At 61.4% G+C, this 22249-nt stretch carries 20 protein-coding genes; 10 read left to right on the top strand and 10 right to left on the bottom strand.

Going from position 1 to position 22249, the window contains the following annotated elements:
- The first annotated feature begins 57 nt into the window (after window positions 1-57).
- From EL18_RS02740 to EL18_RS02725, 4 genes are all read left to right on the top strand, one after another.
- Complete coding sequence (locus EL18_RS02740) at window positions 58-483, top strand: DUF3775 domain-containing protein (RefSeq protein ID WP_036483811.1); 426 nt, start codon at window positions 58-60, stop codon at window positions 481-483.
- A 57-nt stretch (window positions 484-540) separates the two neighbouring features.
- On the top strand, window positions 541-1233 hold the full coding sequence (locus EL18_RS02735) for an extensin-like domain-containing protein (RefSeq protein ID WP_036479547.1): 693 nt from the start codon (window positions 541-543) through the stop codon (window positions 1231-1233).
- A gap of 186 nt (window positions 1234-1419) precedes the next feature.
- Window positions 1420-2181: an extensin-like domain-containing protein gene (locus EL18_RS02730; protein ID WP_244444570.1), complete on the top strand. Its 762-nt coding sequence runs from the start codon at window positions 1420-1422 to the stop codon at window positions 2179-2181.
- A 60-nt stretch (window positions 2182-2241) separates the two neighbouring features.
- A complete protein-coding gene (locus tag EL18_RS02725; protein ID WP_036479541.1) occupies window positions 2242-3564 on the top strand; it encodes a hemolysin family protein in 1323 nt (440 codons plus the stop codon).
- 16 nt (window positions 3565-3580) lie between these two features.
- On the opposite strand, the gene EL18_RS02720 is transcribed toward EL18_RS02725, so the two are convergent.
- Window positions 3581-3985 (bottom strand): acyl-CoA thioesterase, encoded by a 405-nt coding sequence (locus tag EL18_RS02720; protein ID WP_036479538.1) that lies wholly within the window; start codon window positions 3983-3985, stop codon window positions 3581-3583.
- Window positions 3986-4173: 188 nt separating this feature from the next.
- On the opposite strand from EL18_RS02720, the gene EL18_RS02715 reads away from it, so the two are divergent.
- Entirely contained in the window at window positions 4174-5142 is a 969-nt protein-coding gene (locus EL18_RS02715; RefSeq protein ID WP_036479535.1) for an EF-hand domain-containing protein, read from the top strand.
- 175 nt (window positions 5143-5317) lie between these two features.
- On the opposite strand, the gene EL18_RS02710 is transcribed toward EL18_RS02715, so the two are convergent.
- The 6 genes from EL18_RS02710 to EL18_RS02685 form a co-directional block, all read right to left on the bottom strand.
- Entirely contained in the window at window positions 5318-6229 is a 912-nt protein-coding gene (locus tag EL18_RS02710; protein ID WP_036479532.1) for an NAD-dependent epimerase/dehydratase family protein, read from the bottom strand.
- On the bottom strand, window positions 6226-7047 hold the full coding sequence (locus tag EL18_RS02705; protein WP_036479529.1) for a glycosyltransferase: 822 nt from the start codon (window positions 7045-7047) through the stop codon (window positions 6226-6228). Before EL18_RS02705 ends, EL18_RS02710 begins: the two co-directional genes overlap by 4 nt.
- A gap of 9 nt (window positions 7048-7056) precedes the next feature.
- Window positions 7057-8331 carry a TRAP transporter large permease gene (locus tag EL18_RS02700; protein ID WP_036479526.1) on the bottom strand — a complete coding sequence of 425 codons (1275 nt, stop codon included), beginning with the start codon at window positions 8329-8331 and terminating at the stop codon, window positions 7057-7059.
- Between the two features lie 3 nt (window positions 8332-8334).
- Complete coding sequence (locus tag EL18_RS02695) at window positions 8335-8868, bottom strand: TRAP transporter small permease (protein WP_051913700.1); 534 nt, start codon at window positions 8866-8868, stop codon at window positions 8335-8337.
- Window positions 8869-8934: 66 nt separating this feature from the next.
- The gene (locus tag EL18_RS02690; protein ID WP_036479523.1) at window positions 8935-9909 is read right to left on the bottom strand and encodes a TRAP transporter substrate-binding protein; all 975 of its coding nucleotides are present in this window, start codon (window positions 9907-9909) and stop codon (window positions 8935-8937) included.
- Between the two features lie 101 nt (window positions 9910-10010).
- On the bottom strand, window positions 10011-11231 hold the full coding sequence (locus tag EL18_RS02685) for an NAD-dependent epimerase/dehydratase family protein (protein WP_036479520.1): 1221 nt from the start codon (window positions 11229-11231) through the stop codon (window positions 10011-10013).
- A gap of 262 nt (window positions 11232-11493) precedes the next feature.
- On the opposite strand from EL18_RS02685, the gene EL18_RS02680 reads away from it, so the two are divergent.
- Window positions 11494-11724, top strand: coding sequence for a hypothetical protein (locus EL18_RS02680; protein ID WP_036479517.1), 231 nt, complete (start codon window positions 11494-11496; stop codon window positions 11722-11724).
- A 57-nt stretch (window positions 11725-11781) separates the two neighbouring features.
- Here the strand turns inward: EL18_RS02680 and EL18_RS02675 are convergent, their stop codons facing one another.
- Complete coding sequence (locus EL18_RS02675) at window positions 11782-11982, bottom strand: hypothetical protein (RefSeq protein WP_036479514.1); 201 nt, start codon at window positions 11980-11982, stop codon at window positions 11782-11784.
- A 221-nt stretch (window positions 11983-12203) separates the two neighbouring features.
- Between EL18_RS02675 and EL18_RS02670 the strand changes: the two genes are divergently transcribed.
- The gene (locus tag EL18_RS02670; protein WP_036479511.1) at window positions 12204-15602 is read left to right on the top strand and encodes a class I SAM-dependent DNA methyltransferase; all 3399 of its coding nucleotides are present in this window, start codon (window positions 12204-12206) and stop codon (window positions 15600-15602) included.
- A 675-nt stretch (window positions 15603-16277) separates the two neighbouring features.
- Here EL18_RS02670 and uvrB read toward each other — a convergent pair.
- Both uvrB and EL18_RS02660 read right to left on the bottom strand, forming a co-directional pair.
- Window positions 16278-19061: an excinuclease ABC subunit UvrB gene (gene uvrB / locus EL18_RS02665; protein ID WP_036479508.1), complete on the bottom strand. Its 2784-nt coding sequence runs from the start codon at window positions 19059-19061 to the stop codon at window positions 16278-16280.
- A gap of 96 nt (window positions 19062-19157) precedes the next feature.
- The gene (locus EL18_RS02660; RefSeq protein WP_036479506.1) at window positions 19158-19688 is read right to left on the bottom strand and encodes a SixA phosphatase family protein; all 531 of its coding nucleotides are present in this window, start codon (window positions 19686-19688) and stop codon (window positions 19158-19160) included.
- Window positions 19689-19816: 128 nt separating this feature from the next.
- On the opposite strand from EL18_RS02660, the gene EL18_RS02655 reads away from it, so the two are divergent.
- The 3 genes from EL18_RS02655 (at window position 19817) to EL18_RS02645 (ending at window position 22087) form a co-directional block, all read left to right on the top strand.
- Complete coding sequence (locus EL18_RS02655; protein WP_036479503.1) at window positions 19817-20482, top strand: GntR family transcriptional regulator; 666 nt, start codon at window positions 19817-19819, stop codon at window positions 20480-20482.
- A gap of 520 nt (window positions 20483-21002) precedes the next feature.
- Window positions 21003-21581, top strand: a complete 579-nt coding sequence (locus tag EL18_RS02650; protein WP_036479500.1) for a biotin transporter BioY — start codon at window positions 21003-21005, stop codon at window positions 21579-21581.
- A complete protein-coding gene (locus tag EL18_RS02645; protein WP_341872051.1) occupies window positions 21560-22087 on the top strand; it encodes a DUF1284 domain-containing protein in 528 nt (175 codons plus the stop codon). Before EL18_RS02650 ends, EL18_RS02645 begins: the two co-directional genes overlap by 22 nt.
- Window positions 22088-22249: the final 162 nt, after the last annotated feature.

Here is a 22249-nt window from a genome sequence, read left to right as displayed (position 1 = left end):
GCAGCCAAAGCCTTCCATTTGCGCTATGATCGCAACCCGTGAGGAGGGTTTGAGGTGATACGCAGCCGGCCCGCAAAGGAATGGGATCTGTCAATCGATCCCGACACTGTCCGCTTCTTGGCAGCAAAGGCGCGCATGCTCAGCGCCGCGGTCAATGATGACTATGAGGACGGGCACGAGCACGAAATCGAAATCACCGGTGATGGCAAGGACTCCCATCAGCATGGCGGACTTGCCGAAGAAGAGGAAGACGACCTCACCGAAGCCGAGTTCAGGGAACTTGTCGCCGATCTCAATGTGGACGAGGCAACCGATCTTCTCGCACTGGCGCTGATCGGCCGCGCCGATTTCGAGGCGAGCGAACTGGCAGATGCGCGCGCGGCTGCCGCAAGCCGCATCAACAAGCGGCTGGCAGGTTATCTCCTTTCCATGCCGATGCTGGGCGACTGGCTGGACGACGCCCTCGAGCAGATCGGGGCATAAAAAGGCTCAATTCCGGGTGCATGGTCCAGGTTCTGTTATTTGAACCGGGAAGATTTGATGATGCTGCGCCCCATTTTGCTGTCTATTGCCATGGCGGCCATTGCACCCGTTTCGCCGGCTCCGGCCGCTTCCGTTACCCTGCCGCAGGAAGCACCTGTACCTTATCCGCGCCCGGCAACTCCCAGGCCCGCACCGGCAAGCCTGTCGCTTCCTGCCAATGAAGCCGCCTGCAGGCGCGATCTGGATCGCCTGAAGGTGGCCTACACGCCTGCCGCACCCGTCAAGGCGCCCGGCGCTTGTTCCCTGCCCCATCCCCTGAAGGTAACCGCACTGTCGCCTCATATTGCGGTTGCGCCTGCAGCGATCATTAACTGCCAGACCGCGCGCGCAGCCGCCCTGCTGATGCAGACCACCGGCCAGAAGACCGCACTCGCGCATCTTGGCGCGCCGATTGCCCGCATTCGCAACGCGTCAGGCTATGTCTGCCGCAGGCGCAACGGACAGAAGCGCCTCTCCGAGCACGCCTATGGAAACGCGCTGGACATCTCCCGCTTCACCCTGTCCGATGGCCGCAGGATCGATGTGAGAAGCTATCGCGCAAGCGCGGAGCGCAAATTCCTGAAGTCGATCCAGTCGAAGGCGTGCGGCATATTCAAGACCGTGCTCGGACCGGGCAGCGACGCCGACCATGCCGACCACTTCCATTTCGACATGCGTGAGCGTTCCAACGGCTCCACCTGGTGCAAGTGATCTGCCACATCTTCGCCTGAAAGGTAAAATTACGCGAAGAGCATTCATTTACTCTTCGTCATTATAACAATCTTCATCAGGCGGACCGGGACATCCGCGAAGAAGGTGCCGTGCATCTTTGACGGCAGGTCAGATGGGGATTTTATCGTGTTCGGCAACATGCGTAAGCGGCGGGTCTCGCGCCAGATGTTCATTCGCTTTGGCTGCGTGGTCGGCTTTTTCGCACTGCCTGCCCTGACTGCCTGCTCGGTGGATGCCGTCATGCGTCCCGACATCGATATCGGCACGACCAGGACCGCGTCCGTCTCTTCCGGCAGAGGTTTGCGCAATCTCGTCCCGTCCAACCCGATGATGATGGCCTATCCCCGTTTCAACCTGCCGCGCTCGGACAGTTCGGCCATGCCCGCCGAGGAAGCCTCCTGCCGCCGCCAGCTCAAGCGCCTTGGCGTGAAATACCGCGACCTGGCACCAATCAATGATGGCGGATCCTGTGGCATCGCCTATCCGGTGGAAGTCTCCAGCCTGTCCGGCGGCATCGAGATGAGTCCCTCAGCCACGCTCAACTGCCAGATGGCCCTGACCTTTGCCCGCTGGACCAAGAACGAACTCGCGCCAGCCGCACGCACGCGCTATCTCTCCGGCATTTCGAAAATCAAGCAGGGCTCCAGCTATTCCTGCCGCCGCATCGCCGGCACCAGCGTCGCTTCCGAGCACTCGACCGGCAACGCGCTGGATGTGATGGCGATCGAACTCAACAACGGCAAATATCTGGATGTCGCGAAACCGGGCTTCTTTGCCTTCCGCGAAAAAAGCCTCCTCAACAAGGTCCGCTCGGAAGGGTGCGATTATTTCAGCACCGTGCTCGGCCCCGGCTACAATGCCGACCATGCCGACCACTTTCATTTCGACCTGAAGCCGCGCCGCAATGGCTATGTGGCATGCAAATAGGTTGAGCGAATTGCACCTGCTCCCTCGCCTTCCCCTTGAGCGGGTGCTAGATAAACGCACATGGTCTTCCTTGAGCTCGCAATCCTTTTCGTCCTCATCCTCTTCAATGGCTTCATGGCCATGTCGGAGCTCGCCGTTGTCTCGGCACGCCCCGCACGCCTGAAGGCGCGCCGCGACAAGGGCGACAAGGGTGCCGCCCGCGCGCTGAAACTGTCGGCCGACCCGGGTCGTTTTCTGTCCACGGTGCAGATCGGCATCACGCTTGTGGGCGTATCCTCCGGTGCGGTTTCGGGCGCAACGCTGGGTGTGCGCCTGTCCAACTGGCTGGCCTCGCTCGGTTTCGAACCATCCATTGCCAATCCGGTCGGCGTGGGACTGACGGTGGCCCTCATCACCTATTTCTCGCTCATCATCGGCGAACTGGTGCCAAAGCAGCTTGCACTCAAGAATGCGGAAGGCATCGCGATCAAGGTCGCGCCGATCATGTCCTTCATTGCCAGGATCGCCATGCCGCTTGTCTGGCTTCTGGACGTGTCGCAGCGCGGTGTCATGATGCTGCTCGGCCAGGACAGCGAACAGAGCCAGCGTGTAACCGACGAGGAAATCCGCACGCTGATCGCCGAAGCCGAACATTCCGGCACCATCGCCACCGACGAACGCCGCATGATCTCAGGCGTCATGCGCTTTGCCGACCGCAATGCCCGCGCGATCATGACCCCGCGCAATGACGTGGAATGGCTGAACACGGATGCCGATGAGGACGATCAGGCACGCTCGCTTCGCGATGCCACCCATTCCTTCCTTCCTGCCGCCAGCGCCTCGCTGGACAATGCCACGGGCGTGCTGCGGGTGCGCGAGGTTCTGGCCGCACGCCTGTCCGACCCGCAGGTTACGATCGGGGACTATGTGAAGCGTGCACCCGTGGTGCACGACAATACCGGCGCGCTCGATGTGCTGGCACTGCTGCGTGATGCTGATGTGCCCATGGCGCTGGTCCATGATGAGTACGGCACATTCGAGGGTGTGATCACCCCCACCGACATTCTGGAGGCCATCGCAGGCGTCTTCCGTGCCGATCTCGATGAAGGCGACCGCCAGATCGTGGAGCGCGAGGATGGTTCATGGCTCCTGCCGGGCACGCTTCCAGCCGATGAGGCTGCCGACCATCTGCGCATCACCCTGCCCGTGAAGCGAAACTATTCCACCCTTGCGGGCTATCTGCTGACCCATTTTCAGCAATTGCCGCGCACGGGCCAGAAGGTGGAAGCCGAAGGCTGGCGCTTCGAAATCGTGGATATGGACGGCCGACGCATCGATCAGGTTCTGGCAACCCGCCTGCCCTCTCAGGACGGCAATGAGAGCATGGAAGCCGACAGCGACTGAACGCGCTGCCTTGACCTTAGTCTTCCGGCGGAACGGGCATGGGTTTGCCCGTCTCGTCCAGCGCAACCATGATGAAATCGGCCTGCGTGACCTTCACGCGCCCCTGATGCAGATAGCGCTGCGCCCAGGCCTCGACCCGCAGATTGATCGAGGTTCTGCCGATGGAATTGATCTTGGTGTAGATGCACAGCGTGTCGCCTATCTTCACCGGTCGCTCGAATGACATCTCTTTCACGGCAGCAGTTACGACGCGACCCCGGGCCCGCTCGGCGGCGCGTATGCCGCTGGCCAGATCCATCTGCGCCATCACCCATCCGCCGAATATGTCGCCGGCCGCATTGGCATCACCCGGCATGGCAAGCGTGCGCAGTGTCAGTTCGCCATCCGGCTGTTCATTGCTGCTCGTTGCTTCATCCGCCATCACGACCACCCCGAATTGCTGTGACCTTCATTTGCGGTAGCCCTCAGGCGACGAAGCGTCAACTGATCGCTGAACTTCGTTCACGCTTTCTAACAAGCTGCGGATTTTCTGGAACACAGCCGCCCCTCTCCTGTTGGGAGGGCGAAGACGGGATTTGCCCGCTTCGACAAATTCCAAGGGAGTGAGACATGAACAATCTTCTCAAGAAGACGGCATTTGCCGCCGCCGTGTCCGGCCTGGCATTCGCTGCCCATGCTCAGGACACCACCAACCCGACCGCAAACGCGACGCCCAATTCCCCCGGCTACTGTGACACACCCTGGCACAGCATTGACGGCAATGATGACGGTTTCGTTTCCAAGAGCGAAGCGACCGGCATGATGGAGACCCGCTTCGGCGAGCTTGATGCGGATGGCAATGGCGAAATCACCAAGACGGAATATGTGGACTGCATGACCCGCACCGGAGGTCAGACCGCCGCCGAGGCTGACCGAAACAAGGAGAACTTTGCCGAGGTTGATGCAAATGCGAATGGCGAACTGGACCGCGAGGAGTTCCGTCAAGCCGCCAAGGAAGCCTGGGATCGCAACAGCGGTGACATCTCCACGCAAATGAAAGGCGATGACACCACGACAACAGCCGCGTCGGAAACCAGAGATGACGCCGCAATGCGTGGCGACCAGGAACAGGCTGCGGCAAGCGCCCAGGGCGAGGAAAGCGACGCTGTGCTGGTCTTGCGCCGCTATGTCTGGCTTACGCCGGACGAGGACGAAACCACGCTCTCCGGCATGAGCGAGGATGAGGCAGCAGCACGCTCCGCCGTCACCTTCAACGCACTCGACAAGAACAATGACGACATTGTCGACACCGCGGAATGGTCCGAGCGTTCGCCGCAATCGGGCATGAACGAGGACTGGGCTTCGGCGAACTTCGACAAGCTTGATGGCGATGCCAGCGGCTCGATCACGCGCGATGAATACGATCAGGCGCAGAGCAGGATGCTGGATGAAACGACAACTGCGTCCACCACTGCCGGATCGTCCGGTGGAAGCAATGACGACGGTTCCGCATCGACTGCCGAGGCTTCGAGCAATGGTGAAGCCTACAATGATGACAGCGGAATTCCCGTCTATATCTATCGCTTCCACACCTTCTAAGTGAAGCGATGCCCTTTCCATCTCCTCATGCGGGGGGATGTGCAGCAGCAAGTCCGGACGCGGAAGACCCGCATCCGGACTTGCTATTTGCGATAATTTTCAACAGCTTGAACGAAACAGCGGAATCATCTCGAAAAGAACCTGAATCACGTTCTGACCCGCTTGATTCATCCTCTCAAGTGAAGCCGTGAGCCAACATCTCGGTGACGGACTTTTCCAGCAAATGCCATCCGCCGGGCACCCAACCGAGGGAATGAAGCTTCCCGGTTTCCATCGCGTTAACGGCTGAAGCATCACCGCGCTCCGGCAGGACAAGTCCTTCCCGTCCGGCTTTCTCCTTCACGATGGCAAGCAGATCCCGCCGGTCCAGCAGCAGATCGGAAACGTTGAATGCCTGCCCGGATATCGCCGCACCTGGCGCCTCCAGCATCAGGCGAACGGCAGCAGCGACATCTTTCCCATGGACTTCCGTTGCCACGCGCGGCTCGATCGCCTCACCATTCAGGAACTGCGAGAAAAGCGCGCTCCATTTGTGCTCCCCGCCCGCACGCGCACTGCCATAGACCCCGGTGACGCGAAGACTGGAGGTGATGAATTCCTTGGTCCCCATCGCGCTAAGCCCGGCCTCCACGTCGCGTTTCACCACGCCATAGAGCGTTTCCGGTTCGAGAGGTTCGTCCTCGCCAAGCGTCTTGCCCCCGGCCTTCGTCCCATAGACGGCTCGCGTCGAAAGAAAGACCGCCCGCTTCGCGCCGCACTGCCTTGCCTCTTCAAACAGAGCCAGGGAGCCGTCGCGATTGCGCCGCTCGAAGCCTTGCGGATCATCCCCTTCCCCGCCGCGATAACGTCCGGGCAGATGGTCGAATGCACAGTGCACGAGGTTGTCGCAGTGCGGCACCCCTTGCTCGCGCACAGCCTCCGGCTCCAATGACAGCGGCGCGTAGCCAACATGGCGGGAAAACAGATCGGGCGCGGGCGCGCGACGCCCCATAACGGTGACCCTGTGACCTGCCTCAAGCAGCACCTCCACGATGAACCGCCCCACATAGCCGGTGCCGCCTGTCACAACGCTGTGTGGCTGTGTCACCGTCGGGCCCGCGGATTGGCCAGCAGGTCGATATCCGGCAGGTTTTCGCCGGTGAAATAGGCCTGCCAGAGATCGATCAGCGGCTTCAGCGCATCGGCTTTCGGGTGGTCCTTCTGCCAGGGCTTTTCGTATTGGTAGTGCACCACATGCACCGATTGCCAGTCCCACAGTTCCGGCAGGTTGAACCAGACATATTGCAGCATGTTGAAGAAGACCGGCAGGCCGTGCCACTGCGGGAAAAAGGCCTGCAGGAAGGTCTGATCGGTACGCCGCCAGAAGGCGTCAGGCGCATCCAGCATCGCCATCATCCGCGAGAATGTTTCCTCGCTCGGATGCGCGACGAAGACGCCGGAATTCATGCGATGGAAGTCGCCGAGACCCTCATAGACATTGGGTGCAGCCGAGAATTCCGGATAACCGAAAAGCCGGTCGATATTGCGCACCACCACCGCATCGGCATCGATGAACACGACACGTTCATATTCAACCAACTGCCAGAGACGCAGCTTGGCGAAATTGTCGAGCGGCGTATGGAAGGCCGGCTTGTTGCCCTTGGTGAAGGGCGCATTGGCATGCAGCCGGTCACGCTGATGGCGGGCGTTGAACTCCGGCGACGTGTCGAGAAGCTCGGCCTTGACCAGTCGCGCCCCGAGCTCTGCCAGCGGCTCCAGTTCCCGGCTACCAACACCACCCGTATGAAGCACGACGATATCGGCGTTTGTGCCCGTCAGTTTCAGCGACCGCACAAGTGCGGTTGCCCCCATCGCATAGTCACCATTGGTCACCAGCGTCGCATAGGCGTAAGCGCCGTTTGCCATCACGTTCCTCTATCGCAGGAAGGGCAACAGCCCCACGGAGATCTGCGGTACGTATGTGATGAGGACGAGGCAAGCAAGGCTGACCAGCACGAACGGAATCAGCTTCGGCACCACCCTTTGCAGCGGCAGATTGGCCACCTGACACGCCGCAAACAGGTTCACGCCCAGCGGCGGCGTGATCATGCCCAGCGCCAGATTGACCACCATGATCAGGCCGAAATGGATCAGATCGATGCCGAACAGTGCAGCCACGGGCGCCAGGATCGGTGCCAGAACGATGATGGCCGCAGAGGTCTCGATGAACATGCCGACGAAGAAAAGGAACAGGTTGACCGCCACGAGGAAGGCCACCTTGCTTTCCATCGTCCCCGCAATCCACTCACCCACAGCTGCCGGCACGCCAGCCCGCGTGATGAGGAAGGAGAAGAGCCCGGCGGCGGCGATGATGAACATGATGACGGTCGACGAAATAACCGACTTGCGCAGCACGTTCATCAAGTCGTTCCAGCCAATGCTGCGATAGACGAAGACACCGAGAAACAGCGCGTAGAATACCGCCACGACCGAAGCTTCGGTCGGCGTGAAGACGCCCTGATAAATGCCGCCCACGATGATGACCGGCATCAGGAGCGCAAGCAGTGCCTGGCGGACCGCCGTCACGAAGTCGAGGCGATCCACATGGTCGTTCTTTCCCCAGCCCTTCACGCGGCAATAGATATAAACGAAGAGCATCAAGGCGCTTGCGATCAGAACGCCTGGCCCGATCCCGGCAACAAAGAGCGAGCCGATCGAGACTTCGGCACTCACGCCATAAAGGATCAGCGGGATGGATGGCGGAATGATCACGCCGAGTTCGGCAGATGTCGCCTGCAGCGCTGCGGCGAAACTTGTCGGATAGCCGTGACGCGTCATGGCCGGAATGAGGATCGCGCCAATCGCGAAGGTCGTCGCAACAGAGGACCCCGAGACCGAGGCGAAGATCATGCAGGTCAGGACGCAGGAGCATGCCAGACCGCCCTGCACCCCACCGACAATCGTCTTGGCGAACTCGACAAGCCGGGCGGAAATACCGCCTGCTTCCATCAGATTGCCGGCAAGAATGAAGAACGGCACCGCCATCAACGGGAAGGAATCGATGGAAGTCATCAGCTTCTGCGCCGCGACCAGAAGCGGCAGCGGCGTGAAGAAGGCGATACCGCCGATGGACGCAGCAGCAACGGCGATTGCGATCGGCACACCGAGTGCAAAAAGCACGATCATGGAGATCATCATGAAGGTGGACATGACTTAAACCTCCACCTCGAGCCCGGCCTGTGGCGCAGGCTCTTCCCCGAACAGTTCTTCTGCAAGCCGTGCCAGCACCGCGAAAACGCAAAGCGCGCCACTGACCGGGATCGCAGCATAGACAAGCGCGATGGAAATCCGCGAACCGGTAAACGGGTCGGTCAGTCCCGCCAGGCTCTGCGAACTCGTGCGCATGGTCATGAGCCAGCCATAGCGGATCATCACGTAAAGCACGCAAAGCGTCAGTACCGCGATCACCACCGCCAGCACCTTGCGCACTGCCTTGGGAACGGAAACGATGAGTATGTCGATCGATATGAGCGCGCCCTGCCGCAGCGCTGCTACCAACCCCATATAGACCATCCAGATCATCAGTGAGCGGGCTGTCACTTCCGACCAGGTGGAAGGGCTTTCGATCACGAACCGGGTTATGACCTGGTAGAAGGTCACGCAGGCCATGACTGCCATGAGCAACATGGCAAGCCCCAGCGCGAGCTTCACGATCATCCGGTCAATCAGGCGCAGGGCTGCGAGCATGCGTTCCTCACACGATGCGACCGGGCAGATGAACCGCCCGGTCAGGTTTCAGCGGAGCTTTATCGCTCAATGGTCGTGGTTGCGGATGGCATCGAGACGATCGGCACCGAACTGCTCGGCATATTTCGCCATCAGGGGCTCAAGCTCGGCCTCGAATGCAGCGCGGTCGACTTCCTCGGTCACCGTCATGCCCTGCTCCTTGAGCACGGCAACTCCGTTTTCCGCATCATCGCGAACCTTCTTGCGCATGGCAGCAGCCGCCGTCTTCGCAGCCTGACGGAACGCGTCCTTTTCCTCATCCGTAAGGCCGTCCCAAACGACGGGCGAAAGGATGATGAGCGCCGGCGAATAGACGTGGTTCGTCAGCGACAGGTGCTCCTGAACTTCGGAGAATTTCGCGGACAGGATCACGCCAATCGGGTTTTCCTGACCGTCAACCGTACCCTGCTGGAGCGCGGTGAAAAGCTCCGGAAAGGCCATCGGGGTCGGCAGGATGCCGAATTCCTTGAAGGCTTCCATGTGAACCTGGTTCTCCATGGTGCGGATCTTCAGACCTTCCGCATCGGCGGGCGTTTTGACCGCGCGCTTTGAATTGGTCAGGTTGCGGAAGCCGTTCTCGCCCCATGCAAGCGCGATCAGGCCATGCTCGGGAAACTTGTCGAGGATCTCCTGCCCGATCGGACCGTCAAGCACGGCATGTGCATGCTCGTAGCCCTTGAAAAGGAACGGGATGTCGGTGATCAGCGTCTCGGGCACGAAATTGCCGACAGGGCCGGTCGAGGTGATGACGACGTCGACGGTACCGATTTGCGCGCCTTCGACCATCTCACGCTCGCCGCCAAGGGCGTTGGCCGGATACTGCTTGATGGTGAACTTGCCGTCGGTGAGCTTTTCCAGTTCCTCACCGAATGCCGTCGCGCCCACACCGTAGTGCGAATCCTGCGACAGCGAATAGCCGACTTTCAGCTCCGCCGCCTGCGCGACGCTGGTCAGAAGTGCGGCAGCACCGGCAAAAGCCAGCGCCCTGGACATGATTGACATGGTATTCCTCCCAAATGAAACGCGTTGCGACCATGTCGCAGCGCGCTTCTTTTTGAAAGTTGCGTCGAACCCTGTCAACCAGACCAGTTTATGTCCGTTTGTTAGGACACACTTTTCAGACGTTTTCCTTCCGGATCACGTTCGATGGTGGGGGCGATATCCTTGGTCCAGGCGGAAACGGAAGGGATGCGCGAGCGGTCGACGCGATAGGCATATTTCTTCGCCACCTCGACAACCTCCGACAGAAGCCCCTCTTCCAGCGTGGTCGGGTTGAGGCCGAGCTTGAGGAACTGCTCGTTGCGCACGACGAGATCGTTCTCGGGTGCTTCCTTGCGCGGATTGGGCAGATAGGAAACCTTCGCGCCCGTCATCTTCGCGATAAGCTCGGCCAGATCGCGCACACGGTGGGTCTCGGTCATCTGGTTGAAGATCTTGACCTTCTCGCCCCGCGCCGGCGCATTCTTCAGCGCGATCTCCACGCAACGCACCGAATCCTGGATATGGATGAAGGCGCGCGTCTGCCCACCCGTGCCATGCACCGTCAGCGGATAGCCGATGGCCGCCTGGATGAGGAAGCGGTTGAGCACCGTGCCGTAGTCGCCGTCATAGTCGAAACGGTTGATGAGCTGCTCGTTGATGCGGGTCTCAGCCGTATGCGTGCCCCAGACAATGCCCTGATGCAGATCGGTGATCCGCACGCCGTCATTCTTGGCGTAGAACTGGAACAGGAGCTGATCGAGACATTTGGTCATGTGGTAGATCGAGCCCGGATTGGCCGGGTAGAGGATTTCCTGAGAAGCCTTCTCGCCTGCAAGCGTTTCCACATCGACCGGCAGATAGCCTTCGGGAATGGCCGCACCCACATTGGAGTAGCCGTAAACGCCCATCGTGCCCAGATGCACCAGATGCGCGTCGAGGCCGATCTCGACCATGGCATTGAGCAGATTGTGCGTGGCGTTGACGTTGTTGTTGACCGTGTAGTTCTTGTGCCGGTCCGTCTTCATGGAATAGGGCGCGGCGCGCTGTTCGGCGAAATGCACGATCGCGTCCGGCCGGTTGTCAGCCAGCCAGTTTTTCAGGACATCGTAGTCGCGCGCCAGATCGATGAGGTGGAAATGGATGCGCCGTCCGGTTTCCTGATGCCAGATGCGCGTGCGCTCCTGGATGGAGTCCATCGGGGTCAGCGACTGCACGCCAAGCTCGGTATCGATCCAGCGGCGCGAGAGGTTGTCGATGATGTGGATCTCGTGACCCTGCGCGGACAAATGCAGCGCGGTGGGCCAGCCCACGAAACCGTCGCCACCCAGAACAGCAATTTTCATGACAAGCGAATCCCTTCCAACAATGATCGGCGATGCTTAGCGCGCAATTGTGACATGTATAGTAAGCCCGCGCAGCCGGCGAAAGAACTCTCCACCTCTCCCGGCCGCCCATGCCACAGATCTTTTGGAAATGCGGGGGGTTCATTTCTTGGCCATATTCCTGCATCATGATCGCTTGTGCATACGACCAAGAGCCATGAGGGGGTTGGCTTCATGGTACGGGCGGGCCCACCGGCCGTCCGCTGAGGAAGGAGACCGGACGATGAGTAAGTCCGGAAGTAACACACGCGGCATTTTTGACACCACGGACATGGACGAGCTGAGCCGTGTTGTCGATGCGGTATGTTCCGAGTTGGGAATAGAGGCCACTGACGCAAAGCAGCGCGAACGCGTTGCGCGACGGATGCTGGCAAGTTGGGAAGCCGGGCGGCGTACGCCGCTGGTTCTCGTTCAGGCGGGCCTCGACGGCGCGCTTTGCCAGAAGACGGCCTGACCGGATATCCGCACCGCCAAGCCACCGCAGTGGCAAGACCGCAGTCGCCTGCCGACCCTAGCGCACGCCATGCATGGGGGCCTGTGCCCTTGCCCTCATGCCGTTCCACTTGATGCTCGGCGCGTTGCAATGCGCGCCCGCGAGGCAGTGGATGGCGCTGCCATGCCTTTCCGCCTGCCAGCCGGTCGCCAGCGACCACAGCGAATAGCCGACCATGACCGAGAGCGCGAAGGCTGCTGAAACGCTTAAGCGATGCATGCTGCTTTTCTCTGTCCCCCGTTTCCCGTCCCCTGCCAAACGCCCGCGACAGCAAAATGTTCACGAAAACCGGTCCGCTTGTCTTCAATGGTTAATCCGGCCACGGGATCTGATCGAGCACGGCTCGCTCTTGAGGGTAACGAAGTGGCAGGAGGATATTTCGTCGCCTTGTCTTTCACCTTGAGTTGCATAAAGTGCAGTCGGATCGCTTTGGGGGAATGATGGACGTCGAGACTTTTATCGCTCGCTGGACGGCACGCGAAGGCGGGGCGGAACGGGCCAACTATTCCATGTTCGTCACCGAGCTTTGCGACGTTCTGGGCCTACCCCATCCAGATGTGGCAGGGTCCGACACGGCGCTCAATGACTACGTTTTCGAACGTGCGGTAAAGCCGCGTCAAAGCGAGGGCGGAACTGCTCCGAAGCGTATCGACCTTTACAAGAAGGGCAGCTTCATCCTCGAAGCGAAACAATCCCGCATGAAGGAAGGACGCGGCTCGGAGCAGCCCGGCCTGTTCGGCGATGAACCGGCCCCGCGCGGCAAACGCACTGTTGCACGCGGCTGGGACCGCATGATGCAGGAGGCACGCCGCCAGGCAGAAGACTATGTCTTCCGGCTTGATGCCTCACACCCAGCACCACCGTTCATCCTCGTCTGTGACGTGGGCCATGCAATAGAGGTTTTCGCGGACTTCACCGGCACGGGGAGAGCTTATACGCAATATCCCGACCGCAAAGGCTTCCGCATCTATATGGAAGATTTGCGCGACGAGGCGATCCGCGAGCGCCTGCGCAAGATCTGGACTGACGCGGAATCGCTCGATCCGACGCGCGAATCCGCCCGGGTTACCCGCGAGATCGCCAAGCGGTTGGCAGCTGTCAGCAAGGCATTGGAGGAAAAGCACCAGCCTGAAGAGGTGGCGCATTTTCTCATGCGCTGCATCTTCACCATGTTCGCCGAGGATGTGGCGCTCCTGCCGGAGGCCTTCTTCACCGGCCTTCTGGAAGACTGCACCAAGTCGCCCGATGCCTTCGTCCCGCTGGTGGAAGAACTCTGGAAGAAGATGGATGCACCAAAGCGCGACGACCGCTTCTTCTCCGCCTTCCGCACCCATCTGCGCCATTTCAACGGCAATCTGTTCAAGAATGCCCGCGCCTTCCCGCTGGGGCGGGAGGAGATCGGCGAGCTCTGGCAGGCGGCAAAAGCAAAATGGACCGAGGTCGATCCCGCCATTTTCGGCACGCTGCTCGAACAGGCGCTGGAGCCCACCGAGCGGCGCAAGCTCGGCGCGCATTACACCCCGCGCAGCTATGTGCAGCGTCTGGTGGAAGTCACCGTCATGGAGCCCCTGCGTGATGACTGGCGCAAGGTGCTCACCCGCGCCGAAACCGCCAAGGAGAGCGGCAAGGAAAAGGATGCCGTGAAGCTGGTCAAGGCGTTCCACCACCAGCTTTGCGAAACCCGCGTGCTCGACCCCGCCTGCGGCACGGGCAATTTCCTCTATGTCAGTCTGGAGCTGATGAAAAAGCTCGAAGGCGAGGTGCTGGAAACACTGGCCCGCCTTGGCGAGACCGAGGCGCTGGGGCTGGAGGGCGAAACCGTCGATCCGCATCAATTTCTGGGTCTGGAGATCAACCCGCGCGCCGCGGCAATCGCCGAGCTTGTCGTGTGGATCGGCTATCTGCAACAGCATTATAGAAACCGAGACGGCCACCCCGCCGAGCCGATCCTCAAGGCGTTCAAAAACATCAATTTCGGCCGGCGCGAGGGCTATGACGCGGTTTTGACATGGGATGGCCATCCCGTGCCGACAATCGTGGAAAAGGATGGCGAGCGCGTGGAAACCTGCCCCAATCCACGCCGGCCCGACTGGCCGGAGGCGGAGTTCATCGTCGGCAACCCGCCCTTTGTCGGCGGCAAGGACATTCGCTCGCGCATGGGCTCACCCTATGCCGAGGCGCTGTGGGCCGCCCACAAACACATGAATGAGAGCGCGGATTTCGTCATGTATTGGTGGGACCGCGCCGCCGGGCTTCTGACCGCCAGGAAAACCCCGCTGCGCCGTTTCGGCTTCGTCACCACCAATTCCATCAGCCAGGTGTTCCAGCGCCGTGTCATGGAGCGCCACCTCAATGCCAAAAAGCCCATAAGCCTCATCTATGCTGTGCCCGACCACCCCTGGACCAAGGCCACCCGCGAAAGCGCGGCGGTGCGCATCGCCATGACCGTGGGCGCCCCCGGCAGCCATGAGGGCCTTTTGCGCGACGTGGTGCGCGAGGCGGCGCTGGACACGGACGAGCCGAGGATCGTGTTCGAAAACCGGGTGGGGAAGATCAATTCGGATTTGAGCGTGGGTGTGGATGTAACGAAGGTTACACCACTGCAAGCAAACCAAGGGCTCTGTTTTCGAGGGATTATTTTTCTAGGGGCTGGTTTCATTGTGGATCCGAAGCAAGCGAAGCATCTATCGGATATCGAGCCTGAATCCGCGAAGCTTTTGAGTGAGTATCGAAGCGGGCGTGATTTAACCGCACGGGCAAGAGGAGTTTGCGCGATCGACACTTTTGGCTTCTCGCAGGAGAAGTTAAGAAATGATCACCCCGTGATCTATTCACATCTACTGGACACGGTAAGGGGTGTTCGGCAGCAAGACCGTCGGAAATCATACCGCGAGAACTGGTGGTATTTTGCTGAACCTCGCCCGGAGTTTCGTGAGGCCGTGTCTCCCATAGCGCGGTTCATAGCTACCGTTCAGACATCAAAATATCGTCTATTCCAGTTTCTTGAGCAATCTACATTGATTGATCAGACCTTGATCGCGATATGCTCTGAATGCGCTTCAGTGCTCGCAGTTCTCTCCTCAAAATTCCATGTCGTTTGGGCAATGAATAGCGGTGGGACGCTTGAAGATCGCCCACGATATTCACGCGGTCGCTGCTTCGACCCCTTCCCATTCCCCGACCCCTCCGATGCCCTGCGCGAAAAGCTCCGCGCTGCCGGAGAAGAACTCGATGCCACGCGCAAGAAGGTTCTGGCCGAGCATCCCGATCTCACCATGACCGGGCTTTACAACGTTATGGAAAAGCTCAAATCCGGCGAGGCGCTTTCGGACAAGGAAGAGGATGTGAAGACGCGCGGCCTCGTGCTGATCCTCAAAGAGCTGCACGAAACCATCGACCGGCTCACCGCCGAGGCCTATGGCTGGCCGCACGATCTCTCCGACGAGGACATCCTCGAACGGCTGGTCGCGCTCAATGCCGAGCGGGCGAAGGAGGAGGCGGGAGGCCATGTTCGCTGGCTGCGGCCAGAATATCAGATCCCCCGTTTCGCAAAGGGCGCTGCCGCAAAAAGCGGAGAGCTTGCGCTCGATGCGCCGGTGGTCGCCATCGACAACGACAAGCCCTCCTTCCCCACCGATGCCTACGAGCAGCCGCTCGCAGTGGAGCGGATTCTTGCCGTCGAGGCCCGCCCCATGGCCGCAGCCGAGATCGCCCGCCAGTTCAAGCGCGGCGGCAAGCGCATCGAGGGCAGGGTCGAGCAACACCTGCGCACGCTGGCCGCCTATGGCCACGTCACCGCCCTGCCCGACGGCACCTATGCCGCAAGACGTGCGGCGTGAGGGGCTGAGAGGCAAGCGCCCCTTCGCGCCCCCCTCTGTCCTGCCGGACATCTCCCCCACAAGGGGGGAGATTGGCGGTGTGGATGCTGCGCCTAGCTGGTTGCGGGAGATGATGGGCTTCCTGCTGACCCCCTCTGTCCTGCCGGACATCTCCCCCTCAAGGGGGAGATTGGCAGGTGTTGATGCTGCGCTTGGCCGGTTGCGGGAGATGATGGGCGTCCTGCTGCTGATCTTCCGGATAGGTGCGGATATGGTAGCACCCTTTCGCGCCCCCCTCTGTCCTGCCGGACATCTCCCCCACAAGGGGGGAGATTGGCGGTGTGGATGCTGCGCCTGGCTGGTTGCGGGAGATGATGGGCTTCCTGCTGCTGGTCTTCCGGATAGGTGGGGATATGTTCGCGCCCTTTCGCACCCCCCTCTGTCCTGCCGGACATCTCCCCCTCAAGGGGGGAGATCAATCGCGTTTATGTCGGCGCCATACTTTATTGGGTAAGCAGGGCGTGACTCCTAGCCAATCTCCCCCCTTGAGGGGGAGATGCCCGGCAGGGCAGAGGGGGGTGTGCTTGGGGTGAACTTCAGCGGCCGAACGCCCTCTCCGTTATCCCGCCCGAACGGAAGGCGCGACCAGCCCGAACGCCTGCCGGCCACCGGGATGACGTGGGGCGTGTGACGCCCCTACCTTCCCGGCCTGCCCGTCTTGCCCGGGCGCCGCTTTTTCCGCCGTTCTTCGCCGGCATCCTCGTATGATCCTGCGCCGATTTTGCCGCGGCGGGGTTGGAGGGTGTCCTCGCCGGCACCCGTGGGGCCATACATGGGCATGGGGCGGTCGGGGGGCATGGCGTCGGCTTGCGGTTTCTTCGGCAAGGGCTTGCCGACCGGTTTTTCGGTGCGGCCGACGGTCATTTCGTCGAGATCGTTCTTGCGGAAGAGCGATTTGGATTGCGAAGCGCCCTCGCCCACCGTGCGGTGAAGCTGGCGGCCCTTGTTGTGCTGGCCTTTCCGGCGTCCCGAGGCGGGGCTTTCGGCCTCGACTTCGCGGGCCAGCGGATCGTCGGAGATGGCGAGTTCCATCTCGCGCAGGCGCTTGACCTCGTCGCGCAGGCGCGCGGCCTCCTCGAAATCGAGATCGGCGGCGGCGTCGCGCATGGCCTTTTCCAGATGCTCCAGATGCGTGGCGAGATTGTTGCCGACGAGATTGTTGGGATCGGTGCCCTTCGCACCGGTGATGTCGGCGCGGACGTGATCCCGCTCATAGACGGAGTCGAGAATGTCGCCGATATTCTTCTTCACGCTTTCCGGCGTGATGCCGTGGGCGGCATTATATTCAAGCTGCTTCTCGCGGCGGCGGTTGGTCTCTTCCATGGCCCGGCTCATGGAGCCGGTGATCTTGTCGGCATAGAGAATGACGCGGCCGTCGACGTTGCGCGCAGCGCGGCCGATCGTCTGGATGAGCGAGGTTTCCGAACGCAGGAAACCTTCCTTGTCGGCGTCGAGAATGGCGACGAGCCCGCATTCGGGGATGTCGAGACCCTCGCGCAGAAGATTGATGCCCACCAGAACGTCGAAGGCACCAAGGCGCAGGTCGCGGATGATCTCGATGCGCTCCAGCGTGTCGATATCGGAATGCATGTAGCGCACGCGCACGCCCTGCTCATGCAGATATTCAGTGAGGTCTTCGGCCATGCGCTTGGTGAGGACCGTGCACAAAGTGCGGTAGCCGGCAGAAGCCGTGGCGCGGATTTCGCCCAGAACGTCATCCACCTGAGCCTTGGCGGGACGCACCTCGACGGGCGGATCGATGAGGCCGGTGGGACGGATGACCTGTTCGGCGAAGACGCCGCCGGCCTCTTCCATCTCCCAGTTTGACGGCGTCGCCGAAACGGCCACCGTGGTGGGGCGCATGGCGTCCCACTCCTCAAACCGCAAGGGGCGGTTGTCCATGCAGCTTGGTAGGCGGAAACCATATTCGGCAAGCGTGGCCTTGCGGCGGAAGTCGCCGCGATACATGCCGCCGATCTGCGGGATCGTGACGTGGGATTCGTCCACGAAAAGCAGCGCATTGTCGGGGACATATTCGAACAGGGTCGGCGGCGGCTCGCCCGGCTTGCGCCCTGTCAGATAGCGCGAATAGTTCTCGATGCCCGCGCAGGAGCCGGTGGCCTCCAGCATCTCGATGTCAAAGCGCGTGCGCTGTTCCAGACGCTGGGCCTCCAGCAAACGCCCGGCCTTTTCCAGTTCGGCCAGCCGTTGGGTGAGCTCGGCCTTGATGGAGCGGATGGCCTGGTTGAGCGTGGGGCGCGGGGTCACATAGTGCGAGTTGGCGTAGATCTTCACCGATTTCAGGTCGCCGGTCTTCTTGCCGGTCAGCGGGTCGAATTCGGTGATGGATTCGATTTCGTCGCCGAACATGGAAATGCGCCAGGCGCTGTCTTCCAGGTGGGCGGGGAAGATCTCGATCGTGTCGCCGCGCACGCGGAAGGAGCCGCGCACGAAATTGATGTCCTGGCGCTTGTACTGCTGGGCGACAAGATCGGCGAGCAACTGGCGCTGGTCGAGCCGGTCGCCGACCTCCATCTGGAAGGTCATGGCGGTGTAGGTCTCGACCGAGCCGATACCATAGATGCAGGACACGGAGGCGACGATGATGACGTCGTCGCGCTCCAGCAGCGCGCGCGTGGCCGAGTGGCGCATGCGGTCGATCTGCTCGTTGATGGAGGACTCCTTCTCGATGAAGGTGTCGGAGCGCGGAACATAGGCTTCCGGCTGGTAGTAGTCGTAATAGGAGACGAAATACTCCACCGCATTGTCGGGGAAGAAGCTCTTGAACTCGCCGTAAAGCTGCGCGGCCAGCGTCTTGTTGGGCGCGAGGATGAGCGCGGGGCGCTGGGTCTCCTCGATCACCTTGGCCATGGTGAAGGTCTTGCCCGAGCCGGTGACGCCGAGCAGCACTTGGGTACGCTCGTTCTCCCTCGCGCCGGCAACGAGATCGGCAATGGCGGTCGGCTGGTCGCCCGATGGCTTGAACTCCGTCGCCATCTTGAAGGGTATGCCGCCTTCGGATTTCTTCGGACGTTCGGGCCGGTGCGGCATCCAGCCATTGGTGACATTGGGATCGCCACCCTCGATCAGCCGCGAGAGTGCGGCAACCGTGGCCGTGACGCCGGAGGACGAGAGCTTCTCCGCATCCTCAAGCGCGACATCCATTCCGGCAACGGGATTGAGACCGGCCGCAGCGCGTTCCTTGGCGGAAGCCGCACCGCCCATGGAGGTGCCGCGCGATGTGCGCGAGGCATCCTTGGAACGGGCAGCCGGCTTCTTCTTCGCCTTGGGCTGCTTTTCGGCTTCGCGCGCGATTTCATCCGCCCAATCGGAGATGGAGCCGGAAAGCGGCGCGCCTTCGAACTCAGCCTGAGGGGCTTCCTCGAAGCCGGAAGTCTTTTTCGGTGATGTCTTGGCCATGGGTGTGAATATGGAACCTCGACCCGCGCTTGGAAAGGGGCAGAGGACGCAGAAATGGCGGCAACTGACAGGAGGCTGGCAGGAACGTGGCCCCGCTTACTCCGCATCCATCTCCAGCGCGCGGGGAACGACGAAGCGCGTGAGGCAGGCCGTGCCGTGATCAAGCGCGCTCCATTGCTCCTGAACCTCGAAGCAGGCCAGTGCTGCCGTCGGATATTTCTCGCGCATGCGCGCTGCTGCATCCGCATCGGAATCTTCATCCGCCAGGCTCGAAGCGAGGTCCTCAAGTCCCGGATTGTGCCCGACAAGCAGGACGCGCGCGACATCATCCGGCACCTGGCGCAGAAGCGTAAGCAGCCGGTCGGCGGATGCATTGTAGATGTCGTCGTGGAACTCGGCTTCGGAATAACCCTGGCCCAGCTCCGAAGCCAAGAGCTTCCACGTCCGGCGCGTGCGCCTGGCGGGAGAGACCAGAACATGGTCGGGGAAGAGGCCCTGCTCGGCCATGTATCGGCCCATCAGTGGCGCCGCACGTTCACCCCGACCGGACAGCGGGCGGTCGTGGTCGGCAAGGGCGGGATCATCCCAGCTCGATTTGGCATGTCTCAGCAGATAAAGCTCGCGCATCGCGCAACCCTCCCTTTCACGCGGTGACCACCGTCGAGATCCCGAAAACCCGCAGAAGGACGATACGGTTGCACGCCTTGGCAAAATTGCGGCTCGACACCTGGCCTCGCCCAAATTATCTACAATTCATGAGCCCGCGCAAAGAGACTGTTGCCGCCCGCATCGCACGGGTGCTTTCCCAGAGGATCATTTCCGGTGACCTGGCCGCTGGCGAGCGTCTGCGCCAGGACCATCTCGCCGAGGAATTCGGTGCAAGCCATGTGCCCGTGCGTGAGGCCTTCCGCCTGCTGGAGGCGCAGGGGCTTGCGGAAAGCGAACCCAGGCGCGGGGTGCGCGTTGCCAGCTTCAGCCAGGAGCGGGTGCGCGAAGTGGCCGAAATGCGCGCAGCCCTGGAAGCACTGGCGCTGCGCGAGGCCGCACCGCATCTCACATCCGCCATATTGGCCGAGGCCGAGGCGGCAACGCTCGCAGGCGACAAGGCAGCCGACGTGGTGGCGTGGGAAGACGCCAATCGCCGCTTCCACCGCACGATCCTAGCACCCTGCAAGATGCCGCGGCTGATGGCCGCGATCGACGATCTTCATGCCGCCAGCGCGCATTTTCTCTTCTCCGCATGGCGTAGCGAATGGGAGCCGCGCACGGATCGCGATCATCGGACCATCCTGCATCACCTGCGCCGCGGCGAAGTGGATGCGGCAGCCGAAGCGCTTGCCCGCCATGTACGCCGCGTCAGCCACAAACCGGTGGAAAGCTCCGGCCGGCAGACGTCTTCGCTCTTCCTCATGCCGGGTTAGTGGCTGTCCGGGCTTCATCGGCGGACCCGCGAAGAGCACGGCCCGGCCCTCGCCCCACCTGCCCGCGCCGCCAGCTCCATCTGCCCAGACCGGCCGCGCTTCTCAACAGGTCCCGGCTCTCGCTACACTCGGCTGGATGATGCCGTGGCTCTTGAAATTCGCGGTCTGTTTCAAGAGTTGCCTCTGCCCTTCCGGGCTGCGCTCCGCGTGTTTTGACGCTGACAAAGCCAATTCGCTTGCTTTGTCTTGAACTGGGGTCAATGCGCTACTCACGCACCACAAGGGCGGCCATGTCGGCCCCTATCCGCAAGGAGAGGCGACACTTTCGTGCCAGCCAATCTCCCCACCCCTGGGCAGATGTCCGGCAGGACAGAGGGGGGCGCGAAGGAGCGCGACCATTCACACTCCTTCCTGCACCACCGACTGCCGACTTTCCACAGCGCCCCTTGCATCAATCCTCCGCTTGCGCACTAATAATCAATGGAATCACCAAATTATCTATACTTCTAAGAGGATCGAAATGACAGAAATTGCCACCCCCGCCTTCAGCCCCCTTCGACTTGAGGAGCGCTCGCTTGCCTACAAGGCAAGCGCAGTTCTGTTCGGCACGATCGGGCTGGCCGTGGCCTCGCGCATCGAGGTGCCTATGGTGCCGGTACCGATCACGATGCAGACTTTTGCGATCTGCATGGTCGGTGCGCTCTATGGTGCAAGGCTGGGCACACTTACTGTGCTTGCATGGCTTGGCCAGGCGATGATCGGACTGCCCGTTCTTGCAGGCGGCGCAGGCGGACTGGCCCATTTTGCAGGCCCGACCGGCGGATATCTCGCAGCCTTTCCTCTGATGGCATTGCTGGTGGGATGGTTTGCCGAACGCGGCTGGAACCATCAGCGTCCAATGCTGGCTTTCACATCCATGCTGGCAGCCAACCTGCTTTGCCTCGCGCTCGGCGGTGCATGGCTTGCAGGACTGATCGGGCTCGAGAAGGCCGTGACACTGGGCGTGACGCCATTCATCCTCGGCGGTGCTTTGAAATCCGCCCTCGGCGCAGCCAGCCTTGTGGCGCTTGACCGCGGATGGATGCGCAAGAAGCGCTGATCTCTGATCTGCGCCAGCGCCTGCTGAAAAAAGGCGCTGGCCGCCCTACCCTGCCGAGACGAAACGCGCCCATGACAATCCGGCTTCGCCCACACCACCTGCTGTGCACGCTGACCTATGTCGGCCACGGCTATAGCCGCGAATTCATCCGCAACATGGACACGACCATCGCAAGGCTGAACGAAGGCGAACCCGTACTCATCGTCGAGGGGCCCGACGACATCTGCGCCCCGCTGCTGTCCCATGACAAGCCCCACTGCATGCGCGAAAGCGTGCTGGAGCGTGACCGCGCCGCCGCTCACTCCCTGAGCCGCGCACTGAACCTCAACATAGAACCCGGCCGCCAGGCCAGACTCAACCACCGGATGATCCACCGCCTGCGCGACAACTTTCAGGCGGGCAGGACAAGAAAGGCCTGCCTGGGGTGCCAATGGATCAGATTGTGCACCGAGGTCGCCAATACCGATTTTTCAACCTCGTTTCTGACGGGCAAGGCGCCGGATTGAGGCGCCACGCCAAGTCCGAAACCTGCCTGTCTTGCTAATGACACATATCCGTGTCATGGTCCGCGCCTGTTCGGGTGATTGCAGACCCGGAGACTGGAAGAGTTTTTATTGGACGACCCCTTTCCCCGACATCGTAAGCTCTCGACGACCGCGAACCTGCGC

Source organism: Nitratireductor basaltis (assembly GCF_000733725.1).
GTDB lineage: Bacteria > Pseudomonadota > Alphaproteobacteria > Rhizobiales > Rhizobiaceae > Chelativorans > Chelativorans basaltis.
The sequence above is the reverse complement of the archived record's forward strand: the minus strand, read 5'-3'. Positions and strand labels throughout refer to the sequence as shown.